The organism is Actinomadura soli, assembly GCF_005889715.1.
In the GTDB taxonomy this organism is placed as follows: Bacteria; Actinomycetota; Actinomycetes; order Streptosporangiales; family Streptosporangiaceae; genus Spirillospora; species Spirillospora soli.
In genome coordinates this window covers 1-18,751 of record NZ_VCKW01000172.1, presented here as the reverse complement: position 1 = coordinate 18,751, position 18,751 = coordinate 1, and the positions used below count along the sequence as shown (strand labels likewise).

The 18,751-nt window shown below is 68.0% G+C and carries 17 protein-coding genes, 1 tRNA gene and 4 pseudogenes; 12 read left to right on the top strand and 10 right to left on the bottom strand.

What is annotated here, in order from left to right:
• Positions 1-254, top strand: a 254-nt coding sequence (locus ETD83_RS43905; protein WP_205717926.1) for a hypothetical protein, incomplete at its 5' end; no start/stop codon positions are given.
• Between the two features lie 394 nt (positions 255-648).
• Here the strand turns inward: ETD83_RS43905 and ETD83_RS27930 are convergent.
• Together ETD83_RS27930 and ETD83_RS27925 are read right to left on the bottom strand one after the other, a co-directional pair.
• A pseudogene (locus ETD83_RS27930) lies at positions 649-1,766 on the bottom strand (IS630 family transposase).
• Between the two features lie 832 nt (positions 1,767-2,598).
• Positions 2,599-2,823, bottom strand: coding sequence for a hypothetical protein (locus ETD83_RS27925; RefSeq protein WP_138648191.1), 225 nt, complete (start codon positions 2,821-2,823; stop codon positions 2,599-2,601).
• Between the two features lie 862 nt (positions 2,824-3,685).
• On the opposite strand from ETD83_RS27925, the gene ETD83_RS27920 reads away from it, so the two are divergent.
• Positions 3,686-4,993 carry a tetratricopeptide repeat protein gene (locus tag ETD83_RS27920; protein WP_138648190.1) on the top strand — a complete coding sequence of 436 codons (1,308 nt, stop codon included), beginning with the start codon at positions 3,686-3,688 and terminating at the stop codon, positions 4,991-4,993.
• Between the two features lie 311 nt (positions 4,994-5,304).
• Here the strand turns inward: ETD83_RS27920 and ETD83_RS27915 are convergent, their stop codons facing one another.
• Positions 5,305-5,550: a transposase gene (locus tag ETD83_RS27915; RefSeq protein ID WP_205717925.1), complete on the bottom strand. Its 246-nt coding sequence runs from the start codon at positions 5,548-5,550 to the stop codon at positions 5,305-5,307.
• A gap of 504 nt (positions 5,551-6,054) precedes the next feature.
• The gene (locus ETD83_RS27910; protein WP_138648189.1) at positions 6,055-6,444 is read right to left on the bottom strand and encodes a helix-turn-helix domain-containing protein; all 390 of its coding nucleotides are present in this window, start codon (positions 6,442-6,444) and stop codon (positions 6,055-6,057) included.
• Between ETD83_RS27910 and ETD83_RS46100 the strand changes: the two are divergent.
• The 4 genes and pseudogenes from ETD83_RS46100 to ETD83_RS27890 all read left to right on the top strand — a co-directional run.
• A pseudogene (locus ETD83_RS46100) lies at positions 6,404-6,556 on the top strand (IS3 family transposase); the annotation flags it as partial. The gene ETD83_RS27910 and the pseudogene ETD83_RS46100 sit on opposite strands and share 41 nt — an antisense overlap.
• An 851-nt stretch (positions 6,557-7,407) precedes the next feature.
• Positions 7,408-7,770, top strand: coding sequence for a LapA family protein (locus tag ETD83_RS27900; protein ID WP_138648187.1), 363 nt, complete (start codon positions 7,408-7,410; stop codon positions 7,768-7,770).
• Between the two features lie 47 nt (positions 7,771-7,817).
• Positions 7,818-8,414 (top strand): DUF5994 family protein, encoded by a 597-nt coding sequence (locus tag ETD83_RS27895; RefSeq protein WP_138648186.1) that lies wholly within the window; start codon positions 7,818-7,820, stop codon positions 8,412-8,414.
• A gap of 77 nt (positions 8,415-8,491) precedes the next feature.
• Entirely contained in the window at positions 8,492-8,887 is a 396-nt protein-coding gene (locus ETD83_RS27890; protein WP_138648185.1) for an STAS domain-containing protein, read from the top strand.
• Positions 8,888-9,486: 599 nt separating this feature from the next.
• Here ETD83_RS27890 and ETD83_RS27885 read toward each other — a convergent pair.
• The gene (locus tag ETD83_RS27885; protein WP_138648184.1) at positions 9,487-9,972 is read right to left on the bottom strand and encodes a DUF6458 family protein; all 486 of its coding nucleotides are present in this window, start codon (positions 9,970-9,972) and stop codon (positions 9,487-9,489) included.
• A 173-nt stretch (positions 9,973-10,145) separates the two neighbouring features.
• On the bottom strand, positions 10,146-10,436 hold the full coding sequence (locus tag ETD83_RS27880; protein ID WP_138648183.1) for a UBP-type zinc finger domain-containing protein: 291 nt from the start codon (positions 10,434-10,436) through the stop codon (positions 10,146-10,148).
• On the opposite strand from ETD83_RS27880, the gene ETD83_RS42845 reads away from it, so the two are divergent.
• The 4 genes and pseudogenes from ETD83_RS42845 to ETD83_RS27865 all read left to right on the top strand — a co-directional run.
• The gene (locus ETD83_RS42845; RefSeq protein ID WP_171064465.1) at positions 10,339-10,626 is read left to right on the top strand and encodes a hypothetical protein; all 288 of its coding nucleotides are present in this window, start codon (positions 10,339-10,341) and stop codon (positions 10,624-10,626) included. The genes ETD83_RS27880 and ETD83_RS42845 overlap by 98 nt on opposite strands.
• A gap of 189 nt (positions 10,627-10,815) precedes the next feature.
• Positions 10,816-11,112: a hypothetical protein gene (locus ETD83_RS27875; RefSeq protein ID WP_138648182.1), complete on the top strand. Its 297-nt coding sequence runs from the start codon at positions 10,816-10,818 to the stop codon at positions 11,110-11,112.
• 77 nt (positions 11,113-11,189) lie between these two features.
• Positions 11,190-12,104, top strand: coding sequence for a LysR family transcriptional regulator (locus tag ETD83_RS27870; protein WP_171064466.1), 915 nt, complete (start codon positions 11,190-11,192; stop codon positions 12,102-12,104).
• 169 nt (positions 12,105-12,273) lie between these two features.
• Positions 12,274-13,008, top strand: a pseudogene (locus tag ETD83_RS27865) (slipin family protein); the annotation flags it as partial.
• Between the two features lie 124 nt (positions 13,009-13,132).
• Here the strand turns inward: ETD83_RS27865 and ETD83_RS27860 are convergent.
• The 3 genes from ETD83_RS27860 to ETD83_RS27850 form a co-directional block, all read right to left on the bottom strand.
• Entirely contained in the window at positions 13,133-14,026 is an 894-nt protein-coding gene (locus ETD83_RS27860; RefSeq protein ID WP_230421236.1) for a serine/threonine-protein kinase, read from the bottom strand.
• Between the two features lie 107 nt (positions 14,027-14,133).
• Positions 14,134-14,448, bottom strand: a complete 315-nt coding sequence (locus ETD83_RS27855; protein ID WP_138648179.1) for a GlsB/YeaQ/YmgE family stress response membrane protein — start codon at positions 14,446-14,448, stop codon at positions 14,134-14,136.
• A 613-nt stretch (positions 14,449-15,061) separates the two neighbouring features.
• Positions 15,062-15,421, bottom strand: coding sequence for an HPF/RaiA family ribosome-associated protein (locus ETD83_RS27850; protein ID WP_138648178.1), 360 nt, complete (start codon positions 15,419-15,421; stop codon positions 15,062-15,064).
• Positions 15,422-16,345: 924 nt separating this feature from the next.
• Between ETD83_RS27850 and ETD83_RS27845 the strand changes: the two genes are divergently transcribed.
• A complete protein-coding gene (locus ETD83_RS27845) occupies positions 16,346-17,005 on the top strand; it encodes an acyl-CoA desaturase (protein ID WP_205717922.1) in 660 nt (219 codons plus the stop codon).
• Between the two features lie 64 nt (positions 17,006-17,069).
• Positions 17,070-18,233, top strand: a pseudogene (locus tag ETD83_RS27840) (IS3 family transposase).
• Between the two features lie 392 nt (positions 18,234-18,625).
• On the opposite strand, the gene ETD83_RS27835 reads toward ETD83_RS27840, so the two are convergent.
• Positions 18,626-18,701, bottom strand: a tRNA-Lys gene (locus ETD83_RS27835).
• Positions 18,702-18,751: the final 50 nt, after the last annotated feature.

Here is an 18,751-nt window from a genome sequence, read left to right as displayed (position 1 = left end):
AGATGTGTATAAGAGAAAGGCGGGGGCGGGTGAACGAATCAGCGATGTTCGCACAAGGACACCTCGGGGGTCTGTTCCGACAAATCGAACAACCGGGTATTCGCCCGGTCGACGCCGCTTGGATGACCACCATGGGTTGCCGGCGCCCGGCGGCGACGGACGGTCCTTCCCGCCTCGCCGCGGCGGCGAGGCAGCCCGACCGCCTCCGGGCGGTCACGAACAAAGGAGAATCCGTTGAACGGGAGTTCAACTGAAATAAGCCCGATCCCAAGCCCATGGGCCCGTGGCTGGACCTGGCGCAGGTGGCCTTCGCCTGGTTCGAGAGGGTGGAGGCCCGCCTGGACGCCCAGGACTCGGACCACCCGTTCATGACGCGCAACTACGGCATCGCCGTCGTGTCGGGTCGGGATCTTCAGCCCGCCCTCGCGATGCTGCCGTTCGCCGAGCGGCTCACCCTGCTCGGGCCGGACGCCGGGTACCTGGGCCGGCAGATCGAGAGCTTCGACGATTCGTGGGAGCCGTTCTGGCGGGTCGCTGCCCGGGTACGTCAAGCTACGGGACATCTGGTGGGCGCGGCGGCGACTGTCCGAAGTCGCCACCGTTCACGAAGGGTCGATACACGATCTGCCTTTCGTTCACCGGGTTTGGTCATGCGGCTTTGGCATGGGGGCGTCCCCAGCGTTGTTGTCGTTCGCTACGGACCCGGGCGCGTTCGCGGGTTGGGCGGCCAGCACGTCGGGGTGGCGGGCGTTGGCGTTGCGCCAGCGCAGGTAGGCCTGGATCTCCCGGGCGAGCACGGTGTGGTTGGGATGGTTGGAGTTGCCCATGACGAAGGTGCGTAGCGGCCCGAACTGCGCCTCGATCGGGTTGGCCCACGAGGTGTAGGTGGGGGTCAGGCACAGTGCGACCTTGTTGCGAGCCGCCCACGCTCTGATCTGCGGTGTCTTGTTGGCCGACAGGTTGTCGCAGATCACGTAGATGGGGGCTCCGTCGGGGCGGGCGGCTCGGATGGACTTCATTGCCGCCAGGGTGTTCGCTCCGCTCTTGCCGCGGCGGGTGATGCCCCACAGGGTGTCGTCGCCGAGTGAGTAGCAGCCGTGGAAGTAGCGCACGCCGTGGGTGCGGCGGTAGGTGGCCGGTAGCCGATCCGGACGCCCTGCAGGTGCCCAGGCGGTGCCGTGGCAGGGCCGGATCGACAGCGGTCCGAACTGGTCGAAGGCGAAACATCGGTCCGCGAACCGGGTCGTGACCTCTTCGATGCGGTCCAGCTTGGCGTCGAAATCGGGGTCGGTGGAGGTCTTCCAGGTGCGGGTGCGCTGGAAGGTGATCTGGTGGGCGTGCAGGACCTGCCGCAGCCGTTCCCGTCCGATCCGGATCTTCCGCTCGGCGTGGTCGGCCAGGTGGCTGGCGAGTTTGCGGACGCTCCAGCAGGTGAACGGCCGCCCGAGCTTGGTCGGGCGCGTTTGGGCCGTCTCGATGATGAACGCGATGTCCTCATCGCTGATCAGGCGGGGACGGCCGCCCGCCCAGTTAGGGTCCAGGCAGGCCAGTCCCCGTTCGTTGAAGGCATGGATCACCTCCCGGACGGTGTCGGGGTCTGCGGCGACCAGGCGGGCGATCGCTGGGGCCGGTGTTCCTGACGCCGACGCCATGATGATCATCGCCCTGCGGACCCGGATCGATTCGTGCTTGCCCCGCCGCACGATCTGCTGCAGCCGCCGGCCCTCGTCCTCGGTCAACCGTCGTGCTCTGACCGGTTCTGTCACCAGCCCACCCTCCTCGACAACGACCTGTCGCCATCGAGGGTGAAGCCGATCAACTCCCACATCCCGGACCCGATCCGGCGTGTCACCCAACACGGTGAACGTTCGTGGTCACCGCACTAGCCGATCCATCTCCTCCGACTAGTTGACAGCGGCGAACCTTGGGAACGCCACCACGCTGCAACCAAAGCTCTCGACGTCCTCCACGCCTCCACCGCCCAGTCTGGAGACGAAAGCTTTCGGCGACTGCGGACCCGCCTCATTGATCTCGGATACCACAGAGCCACCGACATCGATGAAGGTTATTCACGACCATGATCGATAATGGCATCTGCGCGCATCTACTCAGGTCAGAGCTTGACCATGCCATGTTGATGGATCTTGTGAATAGCCCTCGATCCACCTACTGGAGAGATGTCGGGAGCGTAGAACTGCCCCATATTCGGGATCCGTTTGGGCACAGAGTCTCCCCAGTGGTCAACGCCCTCTCATGCCGCGAAGCGTGCATGTTTGCAATGCCTAGACTGGGAGCGAGGTCGTGCCGATGTCGGAACGCATTGGCCAGGCTGGAGTCTCTGCGCGCGGGCCTTCGGTGGTCAGGAGCCGGGGGATGAAACTAGGCCAGACCAGGGGGCAACCCCGCCGCCGGGAACGGGCGGCCAGCGCCTCCCCCCTTTTCCGCCGGTCGTCGTGCCGGTCTGCGGCGGCTCCCCTCGGCCATAGGTCTGGGCGCAGATAATCGAAGTCTGGAGCCGCACGGCCCCTGGTCGCTGGCGGGCGTCCGGCCCGGCCCGGCCCGCGCCAAGGTGTGAGCTGTTCGGGACCTCTTGGACGGTCAGGACGAGCCCGTGCTGCGCGACCACTCGCACACGGCCAGCGTGATCACCAGGGTCGCCGCCCCGGCCATGCGCCGTGCCTTACGGCATCTGGTCTGCCTGACCGCCGCGGTCCCCGATGTCGCCGACAGCCTTACTGGCGCGCCGAACGGGACTACGGCGACACCGATGACGGCGAGCAGGCCGAGCAGGTCGAGCAAGCCGACGCCTCGCGGACGGCGCATCGTGCTCAGTACGACGTCGCTGGAGTCCCTCCAATGACTGGCCACCTGAGCCATCGAGCGGCCCCGATGGCCTGGGCCGCAATTCTGGGACTGAGGACCAGTGCGGGGACGCTCGGACGTGCTACCAGGGCAAGTGAAGCCAATGGCCGAAGACCGGACCAGTTGGGGCCATCTCAAAGCCCGGATCGAGCCGCCGAGCGGGCATCGAGCAACCGCGGGGACGAAGCGGGGCATGCCGGGCGCTCGGCGAACCGGGCATTTTCTTCGTTTGTGCTGGTCACGGGTGGTGGGTTGCGTGGGACTCGAACCCACAACCTACGGATTAAAAGTCCGAAATTGTCGTATCAGTGTGGCGCTTTCGGGGTTGGCCTGTGCCGCTCTGTCCGCATCCAGCACTATTCCCATGCCATTCTATCCTGCCCCGTGTCGGTCTGTTTCAAAGCCGCCGAGCAGACAACGAGCAAACATGCCCGGCTAGCGATTGCGCGTCAGTGGTCCATGCGAGGTCGTGCCGGCCCGCACGCTCGGACAACACATGGCTCAGCTTCTCTGGACAGCGCTCCCTACTCAATCCGGTGGTTGGCCTGCGCCGACGGCGCGAGGACGGTTACAGGTCGGCCGCCTCCAAGATTTTCCTGGCGGTCGGCCCCGCATGCGCGGGCGAGTCGTGGCGGATTCGCGCAAGCCCTAGCGTTACGAGCTCCGGCCCGGGAACTGTTGGATGAGGTGTATCGCAGGCGTATCGAAAAACACATACGCCACCGCAACAGTCCTCCGTCTTGGGTGAAGGTATGGACCCACAGCGGTCCGTGCCGAGGCATAGCGCCTCGGCTTCGAAGGCGACCGCGAAAAGGGGAAGGCCATGGCCGATGACGGAGAATGGGACCGGCGTTCGCTGCTGCGGGGCGCCGCCGTGGTGGCCGGTGCCGCCGCGGCCGCACCACTGCTGGGTAAGACGGCCACGGCTCACACCGGCAGTGGTGACGCGGACACGTTGTTCCAGGCCGGAAAATTCGAGCGAGCCGGTCGCATGTACGAGGAGATCCTGAAAAAGGACCCCAAGAACGTGCACGCCGCGCGCCAGCGCGGCTATGTGGCACTCCTGGGCAACAAGTTCCCCGACGCCGAAAAATACCTCACGCTGGCCCTGAACCTGGCACCCGACGACAAACAGACCAACCGGTTCCTGGCCGACTGCTACACCCGGCAAGACAAACTCTCCCTCGCCGCATCCCGCTGGCAAGCAGCCGGCGAGGAAGCCTACGCCAAACAGTTCGCGGCGATCCACGGCACGCCCTATCAGATCCACGGCGACATCGCGCGGTTGCCATGGCAGCAGACGGACCCTTTTCCGCTGGTGGAAGCCTCGATCAATGGCGGACCGCCGAAGAGCTTCACGTTCTACACCCATATCGACGCGTTGGGTGTGTCCACGAAACTCGCCAAGGAGACCGGGCTGAGCGCCGTGGCCAAGCAAAAGATCGAGGCCTACGGCGACATCATCTGGCTGTACTACGGAGTGTTGGAATCCTTCAAGCTGGGCGGCATCGAACTGCGCAACATCCCGGTGGGATGGTCGGAGCGGGAGTCGGGCGGAGAGATCGCCCCCGAGGCCCACGACGGCATGATCGGCACGTGGGTCTTCTACCACTTGCTGCCCACCTTCGACTACGCGGGCCAGTCGCTGATCCTGCGCCGCCGCACCCCCGAAACGGCCCAGAAGGCACGTGCTGACGCCGCACGCGCAGGTGCCAAGCCGCTGCCGCTGTGGCTGGCCAATGACCACCTGCTGTACACCGAGGGCAGCGTCGCCGACGCCGCCTCCGACACAGGGGTGGTGTCCCTGAACATCGGCGGAACCGGCGAACAAGCCGCGGGCATCTCCGAGGAAACGGCCAAGCAGTTGGGGGTCCGCATCGACTACGACCGCCCATTCGCTTCCTTTGCCGGAGGCCAGCCCGTCGTCGCCTACCCCTGCTACCCCAAGGAGGTCCGCCTCGGCGACGTCACCGCCAAGGGCGTCTACTGCTACGCGGGCGGAAAGAACACGCTCGGCGGCGAAGGGTTCTACAAGCTGGCCGGCTTCGACCACGCCTTCCACAAGCCCAACAACATCACCCTCGATTTCACCAACATGAACGCCTACATCGCCCGCGGCAAGGCCACCTGATCGCCGCAGTCGCACGGCCCCAGCCCGGAACCACCTCACCGGCTGCGGCCGTCCTGCAAAGCCACAGCTAGGCCCGGCCGGGCCTAACGGGAAACCGCCAATCCCGACACCCCCGCAAAGGCGCCACCCACCCCAAGATCAATTCCTACTTTGGGCCTGGGGACACCTCCGGGAGCGGAGGGCCGCCTCGCCCTGCCAGTTCCTGGCGCAGCCCCTGGGCCAGATCGCGCCCTTGCTATCAGCGAGCATGGGTCGCCGCCTTCCGTCGCGTCCGGCACGCCGCCCGTGCCCCGGCTGGGGGTGGTCGGCCACTAGGGCGTGTCTGACAATTGGTGGTGGAGCCACAGGATGAGGCTGGCCAGCAGCACGCCGGAGCGGTAGCGGCTGGCCAGCTTGTCGAAACGGATGGCGATCGCGCGGAACTGCTTGAGCCTGGCGAAGCAGCGCTCGACCACGTTGCGGTGTTTGTACAACTCGGCGTCGCAGGTGGGCGGCCGGCCGCCTCGGCTGCCCTTTGCGGGCCCGGTTGGCCTGCTGATCGCGGGTTCGGGGATCACCGTGTGGGAACGGCGGCGGCGCAGGTGACTCGTCCCGGTTGTCTGTGACGAGGTTCAAGGCTGTCGTGCAGGAGTGGACGTAGCGGGTTGGCGTTGGTGACGTCTGGCTTGGTTGAGGTGGTTTTGTCTCCTCTGAGGTGTTCCGGTGGAGCGCACGATGGTCGGATGGGACGTGGCCGGGGTGCTGGTGGCGTGTGCCGCCGGTGTGGGTGTGAAGATCCGGTTTCGGGCCGGGCGGTGGGCGGCAGATGCCCCCGGCTGGCGATGGAGCGGAGCCACGGGATCTGGTATCTGCGGCTGGAACTGGGCAGCGCTCTGGGCGGGATCCGTCGGCGAGTCCGGCAGCTCGGGTTTCCCCACCCGGAAGGCGGCTGAGGAGCAGTTGCGGCGGTTGCGTGGGCCGACGGGCGGCCCGTTGAGGGTGGCGGAGTGGCTGGGGCGGTGGTTGGCGAATCATTCGGGTGCGGCGTCAACGGTGGCCGGTTACGCCGATCATGTGGAGCGTTATCTAACCTCGGCATCGGCCGGGCGCTCCCGGATCGAGACCGCATCGCGGATCTGCCCGCGCTGCAGGCCGGCGGCGCTGGCCTTCTTGGAACGCCGCATCGTACGTCGTCGCCGCAGGTGAGCGGTCAACTCCTTGGCCAGCACGCCACGGGCCTGGATGAACAGGCTGCGGTAAATGGTCTCGTGCGACACCCGCATCTCCTTCCGCTCGGGATAGGCGGCCTTCAACCAGCCGGAGATCTGCTCGGGCGACCAGCCCTCGGCCAGCCTGGCGGCAACCACCTCACGCAACTCGCCGTCGCGCTGAAGCAGGCACCGCTTGGGGCGGCGGGTGTTGTCCCAGGCACGAGCACGCGTCGAACTTGCCAACGCGATCTTCGAGTACATCGAAGGCTTCTACAACCACCACCGATGCCACTCCGTCCTGGATTACATGAGCCCGTTACAGTTCGAAACCACTCACCCGTCGAGCCCGATCTCCTCACCCGCGAGTCCGTGAAACCGGGGCAACATCAACGTGGCCGTGGAACAGGGGGAAGCTCAGAGCGCCAGCGGCGCGCCTGCTGCTTCACCTGTGCCACTGGTTCGTGGTGCCCGACCTGGTTGAGGGGAGGCCGCCCGGGTACTGGGTCGACGTTGGCGGCGGTGCCAATCCCGGCGCAGAGTTGATGACCCCCGTTTGCGCAGTGCGTAGAGATGACGCATCGAGGCTTGCCGAGGACGGGCGCACTACGTACTGCGGCAGATGGGAATTGGTCCGACCATGAGCACTCCGGCCCCTGGCGAGTATGGGGGAGGCGGCGGACAGACCGCGCCGGGGACTGGGAGCGGCGCGTATGCACGCGGTGCCTTGCTACCCCGTTGAAGAGCGGCTTGCCGGGGTGACCGTGGCTCTCGACGCTGAGGTCGAGGATGTGGGCCTATTCCGGTTCACCCGTGTCGATCGGAGATCATGCTGCCCTCGTTCACGACGGGTGGGCTGGTCCAGAGCCGTCGGCTCGGGGAGGAGGGTCGGCCCTGGAACCTTCGGCGCAATTTCCCCCGGGCAGTGTGGGCCAGCATCGTCCACCCAAGCGCGGTGACCCGAGGATGGACACAGCCGATCCATGCACAACCCATCACTCGCACTGATAACCCGTCGGCTCGACAGGAAATCGGCTGAAATGGAGCGGGGTTTCTCGCGCTCCGGTGTCGACGGCCCGGATGCGTGAGCGAATCACCCAGAAACAATTTCTGTTTCCCGTATATCGGGCAATTGGTCGGGTAGAATAAAATTATCCGGTAAACGACGACATCCCGTTTTGAGGGGCTGATCTGTCACACCGGCCCGCCCCCCGGAGAGGGGGAGCCATGCAGACCTCGCACAAGCAGCGCGCCAACGGCCAGTCCGGTTCGGTGTCCCAGCTCAGACCACCTGGCCCCAGAGTCCCCGATCGGCACAAGCCGCTGCCGTCACCACGAACGGTGAAGGCGGTCCGCACGAGCGTGGTGTGGTCCGAGCTGTGGGCTGTCGCGGCCATCTTGATCCTCTTCATGGTTCTAGTGGTGAGCAACACCGGCGATGTGCGGATCTCCTTCGCCGGGATGAGCGGCGTCCTGCCGCTGGCGGTCGTGCTCATGGCCGCCATGGCCGCCGGGATAGTGGTCACCTTGCTCCTGGGCATGGCCCGCCTCACGCAACTGCGCCCGCTGACCCGCAAGCGCCTCCGCTGAGAATCCGACCCACCACTCCGATCGGAAGTCCGAGGAAGGCGCCTGCCATGTGGACCACCACCGAACGCCGCACCACGATCAGCCTGTCCCCACCCTCGACTCCTCGGCTGCGGCTGCGTCCCGCGGCCCCTCCCGGCTCGGCGCGGCCCGTGCTGGACGGTGCCTGGTGGCCCCGCTCGACCGACCCGGTCGCGGAACTGCCGGGTTTGATCCTGGCGCTACAGGACCACGGCCCCATCGACGACCAGCGTCCCATCACCCACGTCCTGCTCCGGGTGGACGACTGGGACAGCCGCCCCCGGCGGTTGCGCATCGACGGCCCGGCCGACACCCGGGTAGTGCGGCTGAGCTGGTTCGACTCCCTGCCCTCCGGGCTGCTCACCGCGATCCACGCCGACGGCCGGCGCATGGACCTGTTCACCGTCCCGGTCTCCACCCCCCAGGCCGAGGCCGAGGCGTCGATGGAGCTGGCGTCCCACCCGCACAACCTCCTGCACACGCCCGACCTGCTGGCCGCCCTCACCCCGCCACCCGGCCGGATGGACCGGGCCGGCGCCCCGACGGTCTCCGAGAGCGACCGGGAGTCCGAGAGCGACTGGGAGTCCGAGGGCGGACGACTGCAGGAACGCCTCGCGGCACATTGATCCGCTCCACCGCCCGGCCGGCCCGTCATCCGGCCGTCCGGGACGGCGCGCCCACCCACCCGTGATCGGAGATCACCATGACCACGCTCACCGCCACCGCCACCGCCACCGCGGGCCTTGTGCGGGCCCCCGACGAGGTGAGGATGCCCGCCCACCGGCGTCCCGGCCACACCATCGTCGCGTTGTCGGGCGCCCTGGACGGCGCCGCCGCTCCAGCGCTGCGCGAGCACCTGATCGGCGCGTTGCGCCACAGCGGCCGCCTGCTGATCCTCGACCTGAGGGAGGTGGCGACCGCCGACGCGGCCGGACTGGCCGTACTGGTCGGCATCCAGCGCCGCGCCGCAGGGCTCGGCGTCACCGTACGCCTCGCCGCCCCCGGCCCCCAGGTCGCCGCGCAGCTCCGCCTCACCGCGCTCGGTCGCGCCCTCACCGTCCACTCCACCCCGGACATCCACGCCGAAATCGCTGTATAGCCTCGGCGAATCGCGCTGGCTGCAGCCTGAGGCGATCCAGCCGAACCGCGCCCGGTTCCGCGACGCCCGACCATACGGCCGGGCGCCCGGTTGGGGCTCGATCCTGATCGGGGCCCCGCATCTGCACGGGAGTCGTAGCCGCCGCGCAACCCCGTCTGCGCCCCGGCCGGTGACCGTTGCCGACCAGACGGGCAGCGGCCTGCTACGTACGCCATCGGCGACCGGTGACCCATCACCGGAAACAGGGCCCGCGCGACCAGCCCAGTGTTCAGGCCGTCCTCACGTCGTGGTTCCCTGCCCTCGGCCGCGTCAGGAGACGACGATGGCGACCGCCGCGATGAGCGCGCAGACGAGGGCCACCGCAATGGCCATGCCGCCGATGAGCCCCCTCATCAGCCGCAGGTATTCAGCTTTCATGGTCATCGGGCACCTCTTGTCGGGCCTGGTCACGGTCACCGAACTCGAAGCGACAGCCAGGCGCCGCGAGTGCGGCGGACCGCTGCCCAGGGACGGCGCTTCCACGAATCTTCGCGGCCGGGGCCCAGCCTCAGGACCTCCCTGGCGGTGTTCACCGGCGATGTTCATGCGGGCACCTTGGTCTAGCGTCGGCTACGTCGCGGCCGGGCGCGGTCTTGGCGGGTTGGTCCGTCAGTGTAGGGCGGGCTGTCGTGGTGCGGCGCGGCGGAGTTCCGCCGCCTGTCGTCCGCTTCGTCGATGGCGTCCTGGCGGCTGCGGGCGGACCATCGCTTCGGGGGTGACATGCCGCGCATGACCAGCGGAAGCAGCAGCACGGCCGCACCGGCGGCCATCAAGATGGTGCCCACCGCGTGCAGATCGATACTGCGTATGGACCCTGTGACGGCGAAAGTGAGGATCGCGCCAATCGTCAGGAGGGCGACGCCGCCTGCTATGGGCATCACACACCGCTCTTCGGCGAACTCAGGTGAATGATCCAGGCAATGATGATGTTCATGACCGGACTCCTCGACGAGCCATGAATTCGGTGACTGCCAGGATCGGTCTTCCGAACCGGTCGAAGCAGCGGCCCCAATGCGCCACAGAAGATACGGCCACCGGGCCGGCATGCCCGTTCACTTTCATTCAACCCTTCCCCGGCGGCGGGGGAAACAGCCGTTTTCCGAACGTCCCTTCTCCCCGGGAGATGACAGTTTGGACGCCACTAGCCGGACTAGGACACCGAGCATGAAACCGGGAGCGGCTCGGCTTGGCGGGCCGTCGACCGCCGGATTGGCCGGAGTCAGACCAGACGTTCGTGGACGTAGCACCATCTCCAGGTGGATCCCGGTTCCATCGCGGCGGCGAGCGGATGGTCGGTCTCCTGGTAATGCGCTTGTGCGTGCCGGTTCGGTGAGTCGTCGGAACACGCCACCCAGCCGCAGGTCAAACAGATCCGGAGGGCCGTCCACCCGCCTCCTCGCACCTCGCACACCGTGCAGCCGCGCGATCGTGGAGTGACGGGCGCCAGCCCGTCCACATGCTCACAATGTGGCGCCGACCCGTTCGGGCTGGTCGGCACGCTCAAGGTCATGATTTGGACTCTCATTTCGTGGTTCATCGAGAGCCCCCTTTCCGAGCACCGCGACGCGCTGCCGTTTGATCAGTACTCCAGTTCCGGACGCGATGGACCGCCGACGGGCACGATCGTGATCTTCCGCTCCGGAATCGGACGCGTGATTGGCGCCTACTACCAGTTGAACTCGATCCCCGGCCCGCCGTAACGGGCGATCCGAGCAAGCTCGATCAGTGGGGGCGATAACCGGCGGTGGCGGACGTGACCCCGCGGCCGCCCGTCTGGGCCGCATGTCAGGGGCCGCATGTCGTCGTCGCGATTCTGACGGACGTGATGTCGAACCGCCTATGTTGGGTAGTGGCCCTGCGGATTGTCGGGAGCCGGGGAGGTGAGGTCCATGAGCGGAACAGTGACCGAGGTCTGGGTCGCTGCCAGCGGCGGCCACGACATCGTCCGCGCTGATGCGATCGTGATGGTCCGCCTGGACGAGACCGGACGGCTGACCGCGCAGCTCCGCGACGACGCCAAGGTCAGCGTGTCCCTCCTGGAAGGCTCGTCCGACTCACACCTGCCCATTGACTTCCACCGCCAGCTGATCCGGGCGATCGCCGAGCTCGCCGATTCCAGCGGCGCCCAACTCGTCCGCGCACAGCACCAGGGGGGCGTCTGGCACTGGATCAGCGAACCCCTCTAAAAGCACGCCGCTAAAAGCACGCCGCGAGGTGGGCTCCGCGAGCAGGTCTCGCTGTTCCAGCTCAGAAGGTGGGAGACGTGGAACTGCGCCAGCTCCGCTACTTCGTCGCCGTTTCCGAGGAGCTCAACTTCGGCCGCGCGGCCGCCCGCGAGCACATCGTCCAGTCGGCACTGAGCCAGCAGATCCAGCGGCTGGAGCGGGAACTGGGCGTGCGTCTGCTGGAGCGCACCACCCATTACGTCGCCCTGACCCCGGCGGGGGCGGCATTCCTGGTCGACACGCGGCAGATCCTCGCCCACGTGGAGCGCGCCGCCCAGGTCGCCCGTACCGCGCAGGGCACCTCGCCGGCGTTGCGGGTGGGCATCATCGACGCCAGCTATGACTCGATGCCGCAGATCCTCCATGAGGCGCAGGCCCTCTACCCGGACCTGGTGATCCACCAGGTGGAGGTCGGTGTCCCCGAGCAGTATCAGCAGCTCGTCGACGGGCGTCTGGACGTGGGCATCGGCCGTGCCGCACTGGCGCCGAGCGGGGTCGCCTCGCACCTGTTCCGCCTGGACCGTCTCGGGGTCCTGGTCCCTCGCGGGCACCGGTTCGCCGACCTGGACGCGGTGCCGGTCGAGGCCCTCGCCCGTGAACCGCTGCTGCTGGCCGAGGAGTTGAAGGCGCCGGAGTTCAACCAGTTCACCGTCGAGATGTGCCGGGCCGCCGGCTTCACCCCGACGGTGCACGAGGGCACCGTCGACAGCGTCCACGCCGCGTCCGCCCTGGTCGCCCAGGGCCGCTGCCTGTACTGCGTGCCCTCGTCCTGCATCTCCGCGCTGCCGGGGACGATCTGGCGCCCGCTCACCGACCCGGTCTCGTTTTATCCCTGGTCGATCCTGTGGCGCGCAGCCGACGACTCCGATCACGTACATGCCGTCGTCACCTGCGCCCGGAACATGTCCGAACGGCTCAGCTGGCTGGCCGCCGCCGACCAGACGACCGGCTGAACCTCACCGATCGGCCCCCGCCCGCTCACGGCGATCGGTCGAGGTGATCGGTTCGACGCGTATCAACTCGTGGTCGTGGCGTTGGTGGCGCTGTTGCTGCTCGCGCTAGCGGTGCGGATCGTCAAGCAGTACGAGCGCGGAGTGTTGTTCCGGCTCGGGCGGGTCCGGGGGCGTCCGGGAGCCGGGGCTGCGGTTGATCATTCCGGTGGTGGACGTGATGCGGCGGGTGACGCTGCGGATCGTCACGATGCCAATCCAGTCGCAGGGCATCATCACTCGCGACAACGTTAGCGTGGACGTTTCGGCGGTGGCCTACAACCGGGTGGCCGACGCGGTGAAGTCGGTGGTGGCGATCGAGAACGTCCGCGCCGCGATCGACCAGATCGCCCAGACCACGCTGCGCAAGGTCGTCGGGCAGCACACCCTGGACCAGACGCTGTCGGAGACCGACCGCATCAACGCCGACATCCGCGAGATCCTCGACGTCACCACCGTCGAATGGGGTGTGGAGGTGAGTCTGGTGGAACTGAAGGACATCCAGCTCCCCGAGACCATGAAGCGCGCCATGGCCAAGCAGGCCGAGGCCGAGCGGGAGAAGCGCGCCAAGATCATCAGTGCGGAGGGCGAGTCGATGGCCGCCGCCGCCCTCGGCGACGCCTCGGACACGATGGCCCACCCTGTGGCGCTGCAACTGCGGAACCCGCAGAGCCTGGTCGAACTCGGCGTGGACAAGAACAGCACCGTGGTGTTCCCCGCACCGCTGATGACCACCATCGCCGGACTCGGCGCCTTCCTCGCCCGCGAGAAGGCCGCCAGCCTCCCCGCCGTCACTCCGCCCACGCCCAACGGCGCCCCGCAGCCCGCCGCGACCACGGTCACGGACCCGCCCACCCCCGCGACCTGAGAAGGGACGCCGCGTACCGGTGGCCCTCTCCCAGCGGCAGGCCATTGCCCGGGACGGCATTTGGCTCGGACAGAAGGGCGGGCCGCGAACCGGGACGTGCGACGGCAGGGATCGTCGGCGGCTTTCACCCGGGCGTGAACGCGTGCGGTGCACCGGCAAGCGGGCGCAGCAGGTCGCACATCACCTGGCCGGCATTGGGCCGCCGGGCCGGATCTTTGGCCAAGCACGCCGCCGCCAGGGTGCGCAGCCGTCCCGACAGCCCTCCGAGTTCGGGATCCTCGTTCAGGATCCGCTGCATCACGGCCGGGATCGTGTCATCGCCGAACGCGGGTGATCCGTTGGCCGCGTAGGCCATCGTGGTGGCCCAGGCGAACATGTCGGCCGCCGGGCCGGCGCGCTCGCCGAAGAACTGCTCAGGGGCCATGTAGGAGGGTGTGCCGATCACCTGGCTGGTGGCGCTCGTGCTCGCCTCCAGCGCCCGCGCGATCCCGAAGTCGATCACCCGGGGCCCGTCCAGGCCGATCAGCACGTTGGCCGGCTTGAAGTCGCGGTGCACGATGCCGGCATGATGAATGGCCGCCAAGGCGGTGGCCGCGCCCAGCGCCAGCCGGTCCAGCTCATCACCGCGGCGCGGACCCTGCCGGCGGACCAGGTCCCGCAGCGAGGGCCCGGCGATGTACTCGCACACGATGAAGGGACGCTCACCGTCCACCTCGGCGGCCAGCATGGCGGCGGTGCAAGGGCTCGTCACGCGCCGTGCCGTGGCCGCCTCGCGGACGAACCTTGCGCGCGCCCGCTCGTCATCGCCGCGGTGCATCACCTTGACGGCGACCGGCTCCCCATCGCCGGTCTCGGCGAGATAGACCACGCCCTGGCCGCCCTCGCCCAACCGCCCGAGGATCCGAAAGCCGCCGAGCGATGCCGGGTCGCCGGGTCGCAGCGGCTCCATGATGTCCCACTCCCAGTCAAGCCACGCCGCGTCGCCGTACCGCCGCGGAACACCTCGGACCGGTGCCAAGGACGGCGATTCTGCCGGCGCCGGGCATCAGGAACCGCACTTTGCAGAGCTGCGGTGCCAGCTCGCGGGTGACCCCGATGGGGATCCGCCACCGCTCCTAGGCCATGTCATCTGCGGCTTGCCCAGTGGCCTGAACGTCGACCGGAGCGCCGGCCGTTGCCGCCGCTGCGTGAGGTGATGAGGTGGTAGGCGAGCAGGAGGACCGCCGATCCTGCGATGGCGGTGATCCAGGTGGAGAGGTCGAAGAATCCCTGGACGCCGTCGACGTCGAACAATCGGGTGGCGAGGAAGCCTCCGAGCAGTGCTCCGGCGACGCCGATCAGCGTGGTGACGATCAGACCTTGGGGGTCCCTGCCGGGGATCAGTGCTTTGGCGATGAACCCGGCCACCAGGCCGAGGATGATCCAGGCGATGATGCCCATGACCGAACTCCTGGACGAGCCTTGAATCGATGGCTGCCAGGCAACGGTCTTCCGAACCGGTCGAGGCAGGGGCCCCGTACGCTCCGCAGGAGCACGGGAACGGGACCTGCTCGTTCGCCCCTAAGCCAATCCCACCCGCGTCAGGAAAGAAACAGCCGATCCGCAAAGAGGTCATCACCGCAGCCGATGACCAGGTGGTTTGCCACCGGCCCACCTGGATCGCCGGGACCACACCGCTACGGTGAGCTCACGCCTGATGGCATCGGTTCCTACAAGATCATGCCGTGGAAGCCTCGCGATCGGCCTCAGTGATGACCTTTGCGCGGATTGTCGGCGTCCCGGGCCCCGCCGCTGGTCTTGACTGACAGATGGGCAGCCATCCGCTGGGGCTGCACCGATATACCGGGGCCACCCGATGGTCCACATGCGGGCGGCCCCGGCCCGGCAATCGTCTCGCTGAGTCAGGCGAGGGCATCATGAGCGCCGATCAGATCACCGCTTCGGCCGAGAGAACGTGGGCCTCGCCGAGTCGACCGTTACGACCGTCCGAGGACACGGAAGCCGCTGAGCCGCGCGGGGTCACCCGGATAGGGCGGGCCGAGGACGTGGACGCTCATGCCGGCCGGTGACGGGATCCGGGTCTCATCCGGGGCTCGCGGCGGGTCTTGGCGTCCTGGACCTGGTGCATGAGACCGTCGCGCACCTCGAACAGCGCGGCGGTGACGTCGTGTTCGGCCGATGTCGCCACCAGGCCGGGCCGGTCGGCGATCTCGCAGGTGAGGGTCATCAGGGGGCCGGCGCCCCCGCGGTCCTTGACGCTGAGTTCGAGCTGGATTGCGCCATGCTCGAACGACCGAAGCCGGGTCCAGAGCGGTGTGAAGCACTCGACGATCTGATCGCGTTCGGAATCGGCGAAGCCGGTGCCGAGCCTGAGCCGTCCGGCGATGGCGGCCGACTGCCTGTCAATGGTCACGAGCGTCTCGCTCCCCTTCATTGTGGCGGCCCTGTGCTTCGGGGCGCTTCGCGCCCGGCCCGTCCGGCATCGGGGGCGGGCCCGCGGTGCGGTCAAGGCGCAGGGACGCGGCGGCGGAGCCGTCTCTTACAGCACACCGCACCGGCGTCGCACCGGACACAGGCGGTCTCAGAACAGCTCATCACCAGGTGTGATGCGCCGCACGCGCGCCGGCGTACCGAGCCGGACCGAGGGCGGCCGGACCTGGGGAACTCTCATGCTCATCGATGCCCGGCTCAACGGCCGTGCAATGGGCCGGGCAGGCCGCGCCGTGGGCGGCACCAGACAAGCCGGTGAGCCGGCCAAAGATGCGGCGAGGAAGGTCCGCAGGGCCTTCCGCCGGTGACCGAGGGCTCAACGCCCCCGGCCACCACGTGGTCCGACCGCCCAGCGAGGGAAACAGCCGCTCCTCGAATGGCCTTTCGCCCACGGGCGATGACCGCCTCGGGCGATGACCGCCTCGGGCCGTGGCGGCCGTCCCAGTGAGGCGATCAGCCCTGGTGATGACCTGTGCGCAGATTGCCTGTGTCCGCTGCCGCTCCGCCGGTCTTGCCTAGAAGGTGGCCGGCCACTGCTGGTGACCGTGTCGATATCCCAGGGCCGTCCGCCGCTCACAGGGCCGCAACTCACCGAGCCGGACGGTCCTGGACCACCAGGCCGACCCGTCCCCGGATGAAGGCATCATGACCAGCGCCCAGGCCACCACCACCCGGCCAACACAACACCAACGCCGCGACCACTACGACGGCCTCTCCCCCTTCCCTGCATCCGACACCCCCATACCGCCCCGAAGCGGAGCCCAGCGCGTCCAGGCGGTCCTGACCGGGGCGATCGTGGTGGCGCCGGTGGCCGCGCTGGTGGCGGGGGCGTGGCTGGCCTGGGGGTATGCCGTCACACATCACCGATGTCGCGCTGGCTCTCGCGTTGTACGTGGTGACGGGTCTGGGCGTGACCGTGGGATTCCATCGGTTGATCACCCATCGGAGTTTCACCGCGCGCCGATGGTTGAAGGTGGGGCTGGCCGTCGCGGGGTCGATGAGCTTCCAGGGCAGCGTGCTGGACTGGGTCGCGACTCATCGCCGCCATCACGCTTTCACTGACCGTCCGGGCGATCCGCACTCGCCGTACCGGTACGGGGCGGGGGTTGTCGGGCAATTGCGCGGTGTCGCGCACGCGCATGTGGGGTGGATGTTCCGCAACGACCCCACGGCGGTCGGACACTATGCCCCCGACCTGCGCGCCGACCCGGCGATGGTGCGGATCGGGCGGGCCTTTCCGGCGCTGTGCGCGGTGTCGCTGACGCTGCCGTTCGTGGTCGGGTGGGCGGTCGCCGGCAGCTGGTACGGCGGCGTCACCGCGTTCGTGTGGGCCGGACTGATCCGCGTCGCGCTGCTCCAGCACGTCACCTGGAGCATCAACTCGTTGTGCCACCTGATCGGCCCGCACCCGCATCCGACGCGACGGCACGACCGTTCAACCGATCTTTGGCCGCTGGCCTTGCCCTCGTTCGGGGAGAGCTGGCACAACGGCAGGGCTTCCCCTTGATCGTGGACACCTCGAGACCTGGATCATGACTGGATCATGAGTGGTCCGGGGAGAGGAGTCCTGGTTGGGGACGTATAGGTATCCGGCGGAGTTTCGGGCTGATGCGGTGGCGTTGGTGCGCTCGTCGGGCAGACCGATCGCCCAGGTCGCTAAGGAGCTCGGGGTGAATCACGAGACGCTGCGGTCCTGGGTGCGCACGACGGAGCGGGCCGAGCGGCCCGAGGCGGTGGCCGAGTCGGCCAAGGACGCCGAGCTGGCGCGGCTGCGTAAGGAGGTCGCCGAACTGAAGCTCGAGCGGGAGATCTTGCGGAAGGCAGCCGCGTATTTCGCTCGGGAGACGCTGGATTGAGCCGCTTTTCCTTCGTCGAAGCCCATCACCGCGCGTTTGGCGTGAAGCGGCTGTGTCGGATCTTGAAGATCTCCAGGTCAGGGTTCTACCGGTGGCGCCAGGCCGCCCCGGCCCGGGCCCGCCCGACGAGCGGCGGATCAGTGTCTGGCCGAACGGATCGCCGCGATCCACGCTGCCTCCGGTGCGACGTACGGATCGCCACGGGTGCACGCCGAACTACGCGACCGTGGTCATCGGGTGAACCGCAAACGCATCGAGCGGGTGATGCGCGAGCACGCCATCGTCGGCCGGCACCTGCGCCGCCGATGCCGCACCACCATCCCCGATCCCGCGGCGTCCGCGGTGCCGGATCTGCTGAAGCGAGACTTCAGCCCCGGTGCCGCCAACGCCCGCTGGTGCGGTGATGTGACCTACCTGTCCCGCGGCGGGAGGTGGATCTATCTGGCAACTGTGATCGATATCGGGACCAGGCGGCTGCTCGGTTACTCCATGGCCGAGCACATGCGCGCCGAGCTGGTCATCGACGCGCTGAACGCCGCTGTGGCCACGCGTGGCGGGAATGTCGCCGGGGTGATCTTCAACTCCGATCACGGGGCCCAATACACCTCCAGGGCCTTCGCCGAGGCATGCGCGAAGGCCGGAGTCCGCCAGTCCATGGGCGCGGTCGGGACCAGTGCCGACAACAGCCTGGCCGAGTCGTTCTTCGCCAGCTTGAAACGCGAGATCCTGCCCGCCGGCGGCTGGCCGAACACCCACCAGGCCCGGCTCGACATCTTCACATGGCTGAACTTCTACAACACCCGAAGAAGGCACTCGGCCCTCGACCACCTCAGCCCGATCGAGTACGAACAGAGATCTATGCTGGCAGCCGCCGCATAGCAACCGGTGTCCACGATCAGGGTGGAAGCCCCGCCTTACTGGCGCGCCGAACGGGGCTACGGCGCCACCGATGGCGGCGAGCAGGCCGGCGCCTCGTGGACCGGCGCATCGTGTTCAGGTACGACGTCGCTGAGTCCCTCCAATGACTCGCCACCTGAGCCGTCGAGCGGCCCCGATGGCCTGGGCCGCAATTCTGGGACTGGGGACCAGTGCGGGGACGCTCGGACGTGCTACCAGGGCAAGTGAAGCCAATGGCCGAAGCCCGGACCAGTTGGGGCCATCTCGAGCCCGGAGCGAGCCGCCGAGCAGGCATCGAGCAACCGTGGGGACGAAGCGGGGCATGCCGGGCGCCCGGCGAACCGGGCATTTTCGGTGTTTGCCCTGGTCACAGGTGGTGGGTTGCGTGGGACTCGAACCCACAACCTACGGATTAAAAGTCCGGAGCTCTGCCAATTGAGCTAGCAACCCGTCCTGCAAGGGTACCGAGATCGATGGGGGGTTTGCGACGGGGTTACGGG

Excerpts from the sequence above, each read along its gene's own strand:
- ETD83_RS27925 (WP_138648191.1), bottom strand. The coding sequence starts at position 2,823 with ATGCGCCGTCCGCGAGGCGTCGGCTTGCTCGACCTGCTCGGCCTGCTC.
- ETD83_RS27920 (WP_138648190.1), top strand. The coding sequence starts at position 3,686 with ATGGCCGATGACGGAGAATGGGACCGGCGTTCGCTGCTGCGGGGCGCC.
- ETD83_RS27910 (WP_138648189.1), bottom strand. The coding sequence starts at position 6,444 with ATGTACTCGAAGATCGCGTTGGCAAGTTCGACGCGTGCTCGTGCCTGG.
- ETD83_RS27900 (WP_138648187.1), top strand. The coding sequence starts at position 7,408 with ATGCAGACCTCGCACAAGCAGCGCGCCAACGGCCAGTCCGGTTCGGTG.
- ETD83_RS27895 (WP_138648186.1), top strand. The coding sequence starts at position 7,818 with ATGTGGACCACCACCGAACGCCGCACCACGATCAGCCTGTCCCCACCC.
- ETD83_RS27890 (WP_138648185.1), top strand. The coding sequence starts at position 8,492 with ATGACCACGCTCACCGCCACCGCCACCGCCACCGCGGGCCTTGTGCGG.
- ETD83_RS27885 (WP_138648184.1), bottom strand. The coding sequence starts at position 9,972 with ATGCCGGCCCGGTGGCCGTATCTTCTGTGGCGCATTGGGGCCGCTGCT.
- ETD83_RS27880 (WP_138648183.1), bottom strand. The coding sequence starts at position 10,436 with ATGACCTTGAGCGTGCCGACCAGCCCGAACGGGTCGGCGCCACATTGT.
- ETD83_RS27875 (WP_138648182.1), top strand. The coding sequence starts at position 10,816 with ATGAGCGGAACAGTGACCGAGGTCTGGGTCGCTGCCAGCGGCGGCCAC.
- ETD83_RS27855 (WP_138648179.1), bottom strand. The coding sequence starts at position 14,448 with ATGGGCATCATCGCCTGGATCATCCTCGGCCTGGTGGCCGGGTTCATC.
- ETD83_RS27845 (WP_205717922.1), top strand. The coding sequence starts at position 16,346 with ATGCCGTCACACATCACCGATGTCGCGCTGGCTCTCGCGTTGTACGTG.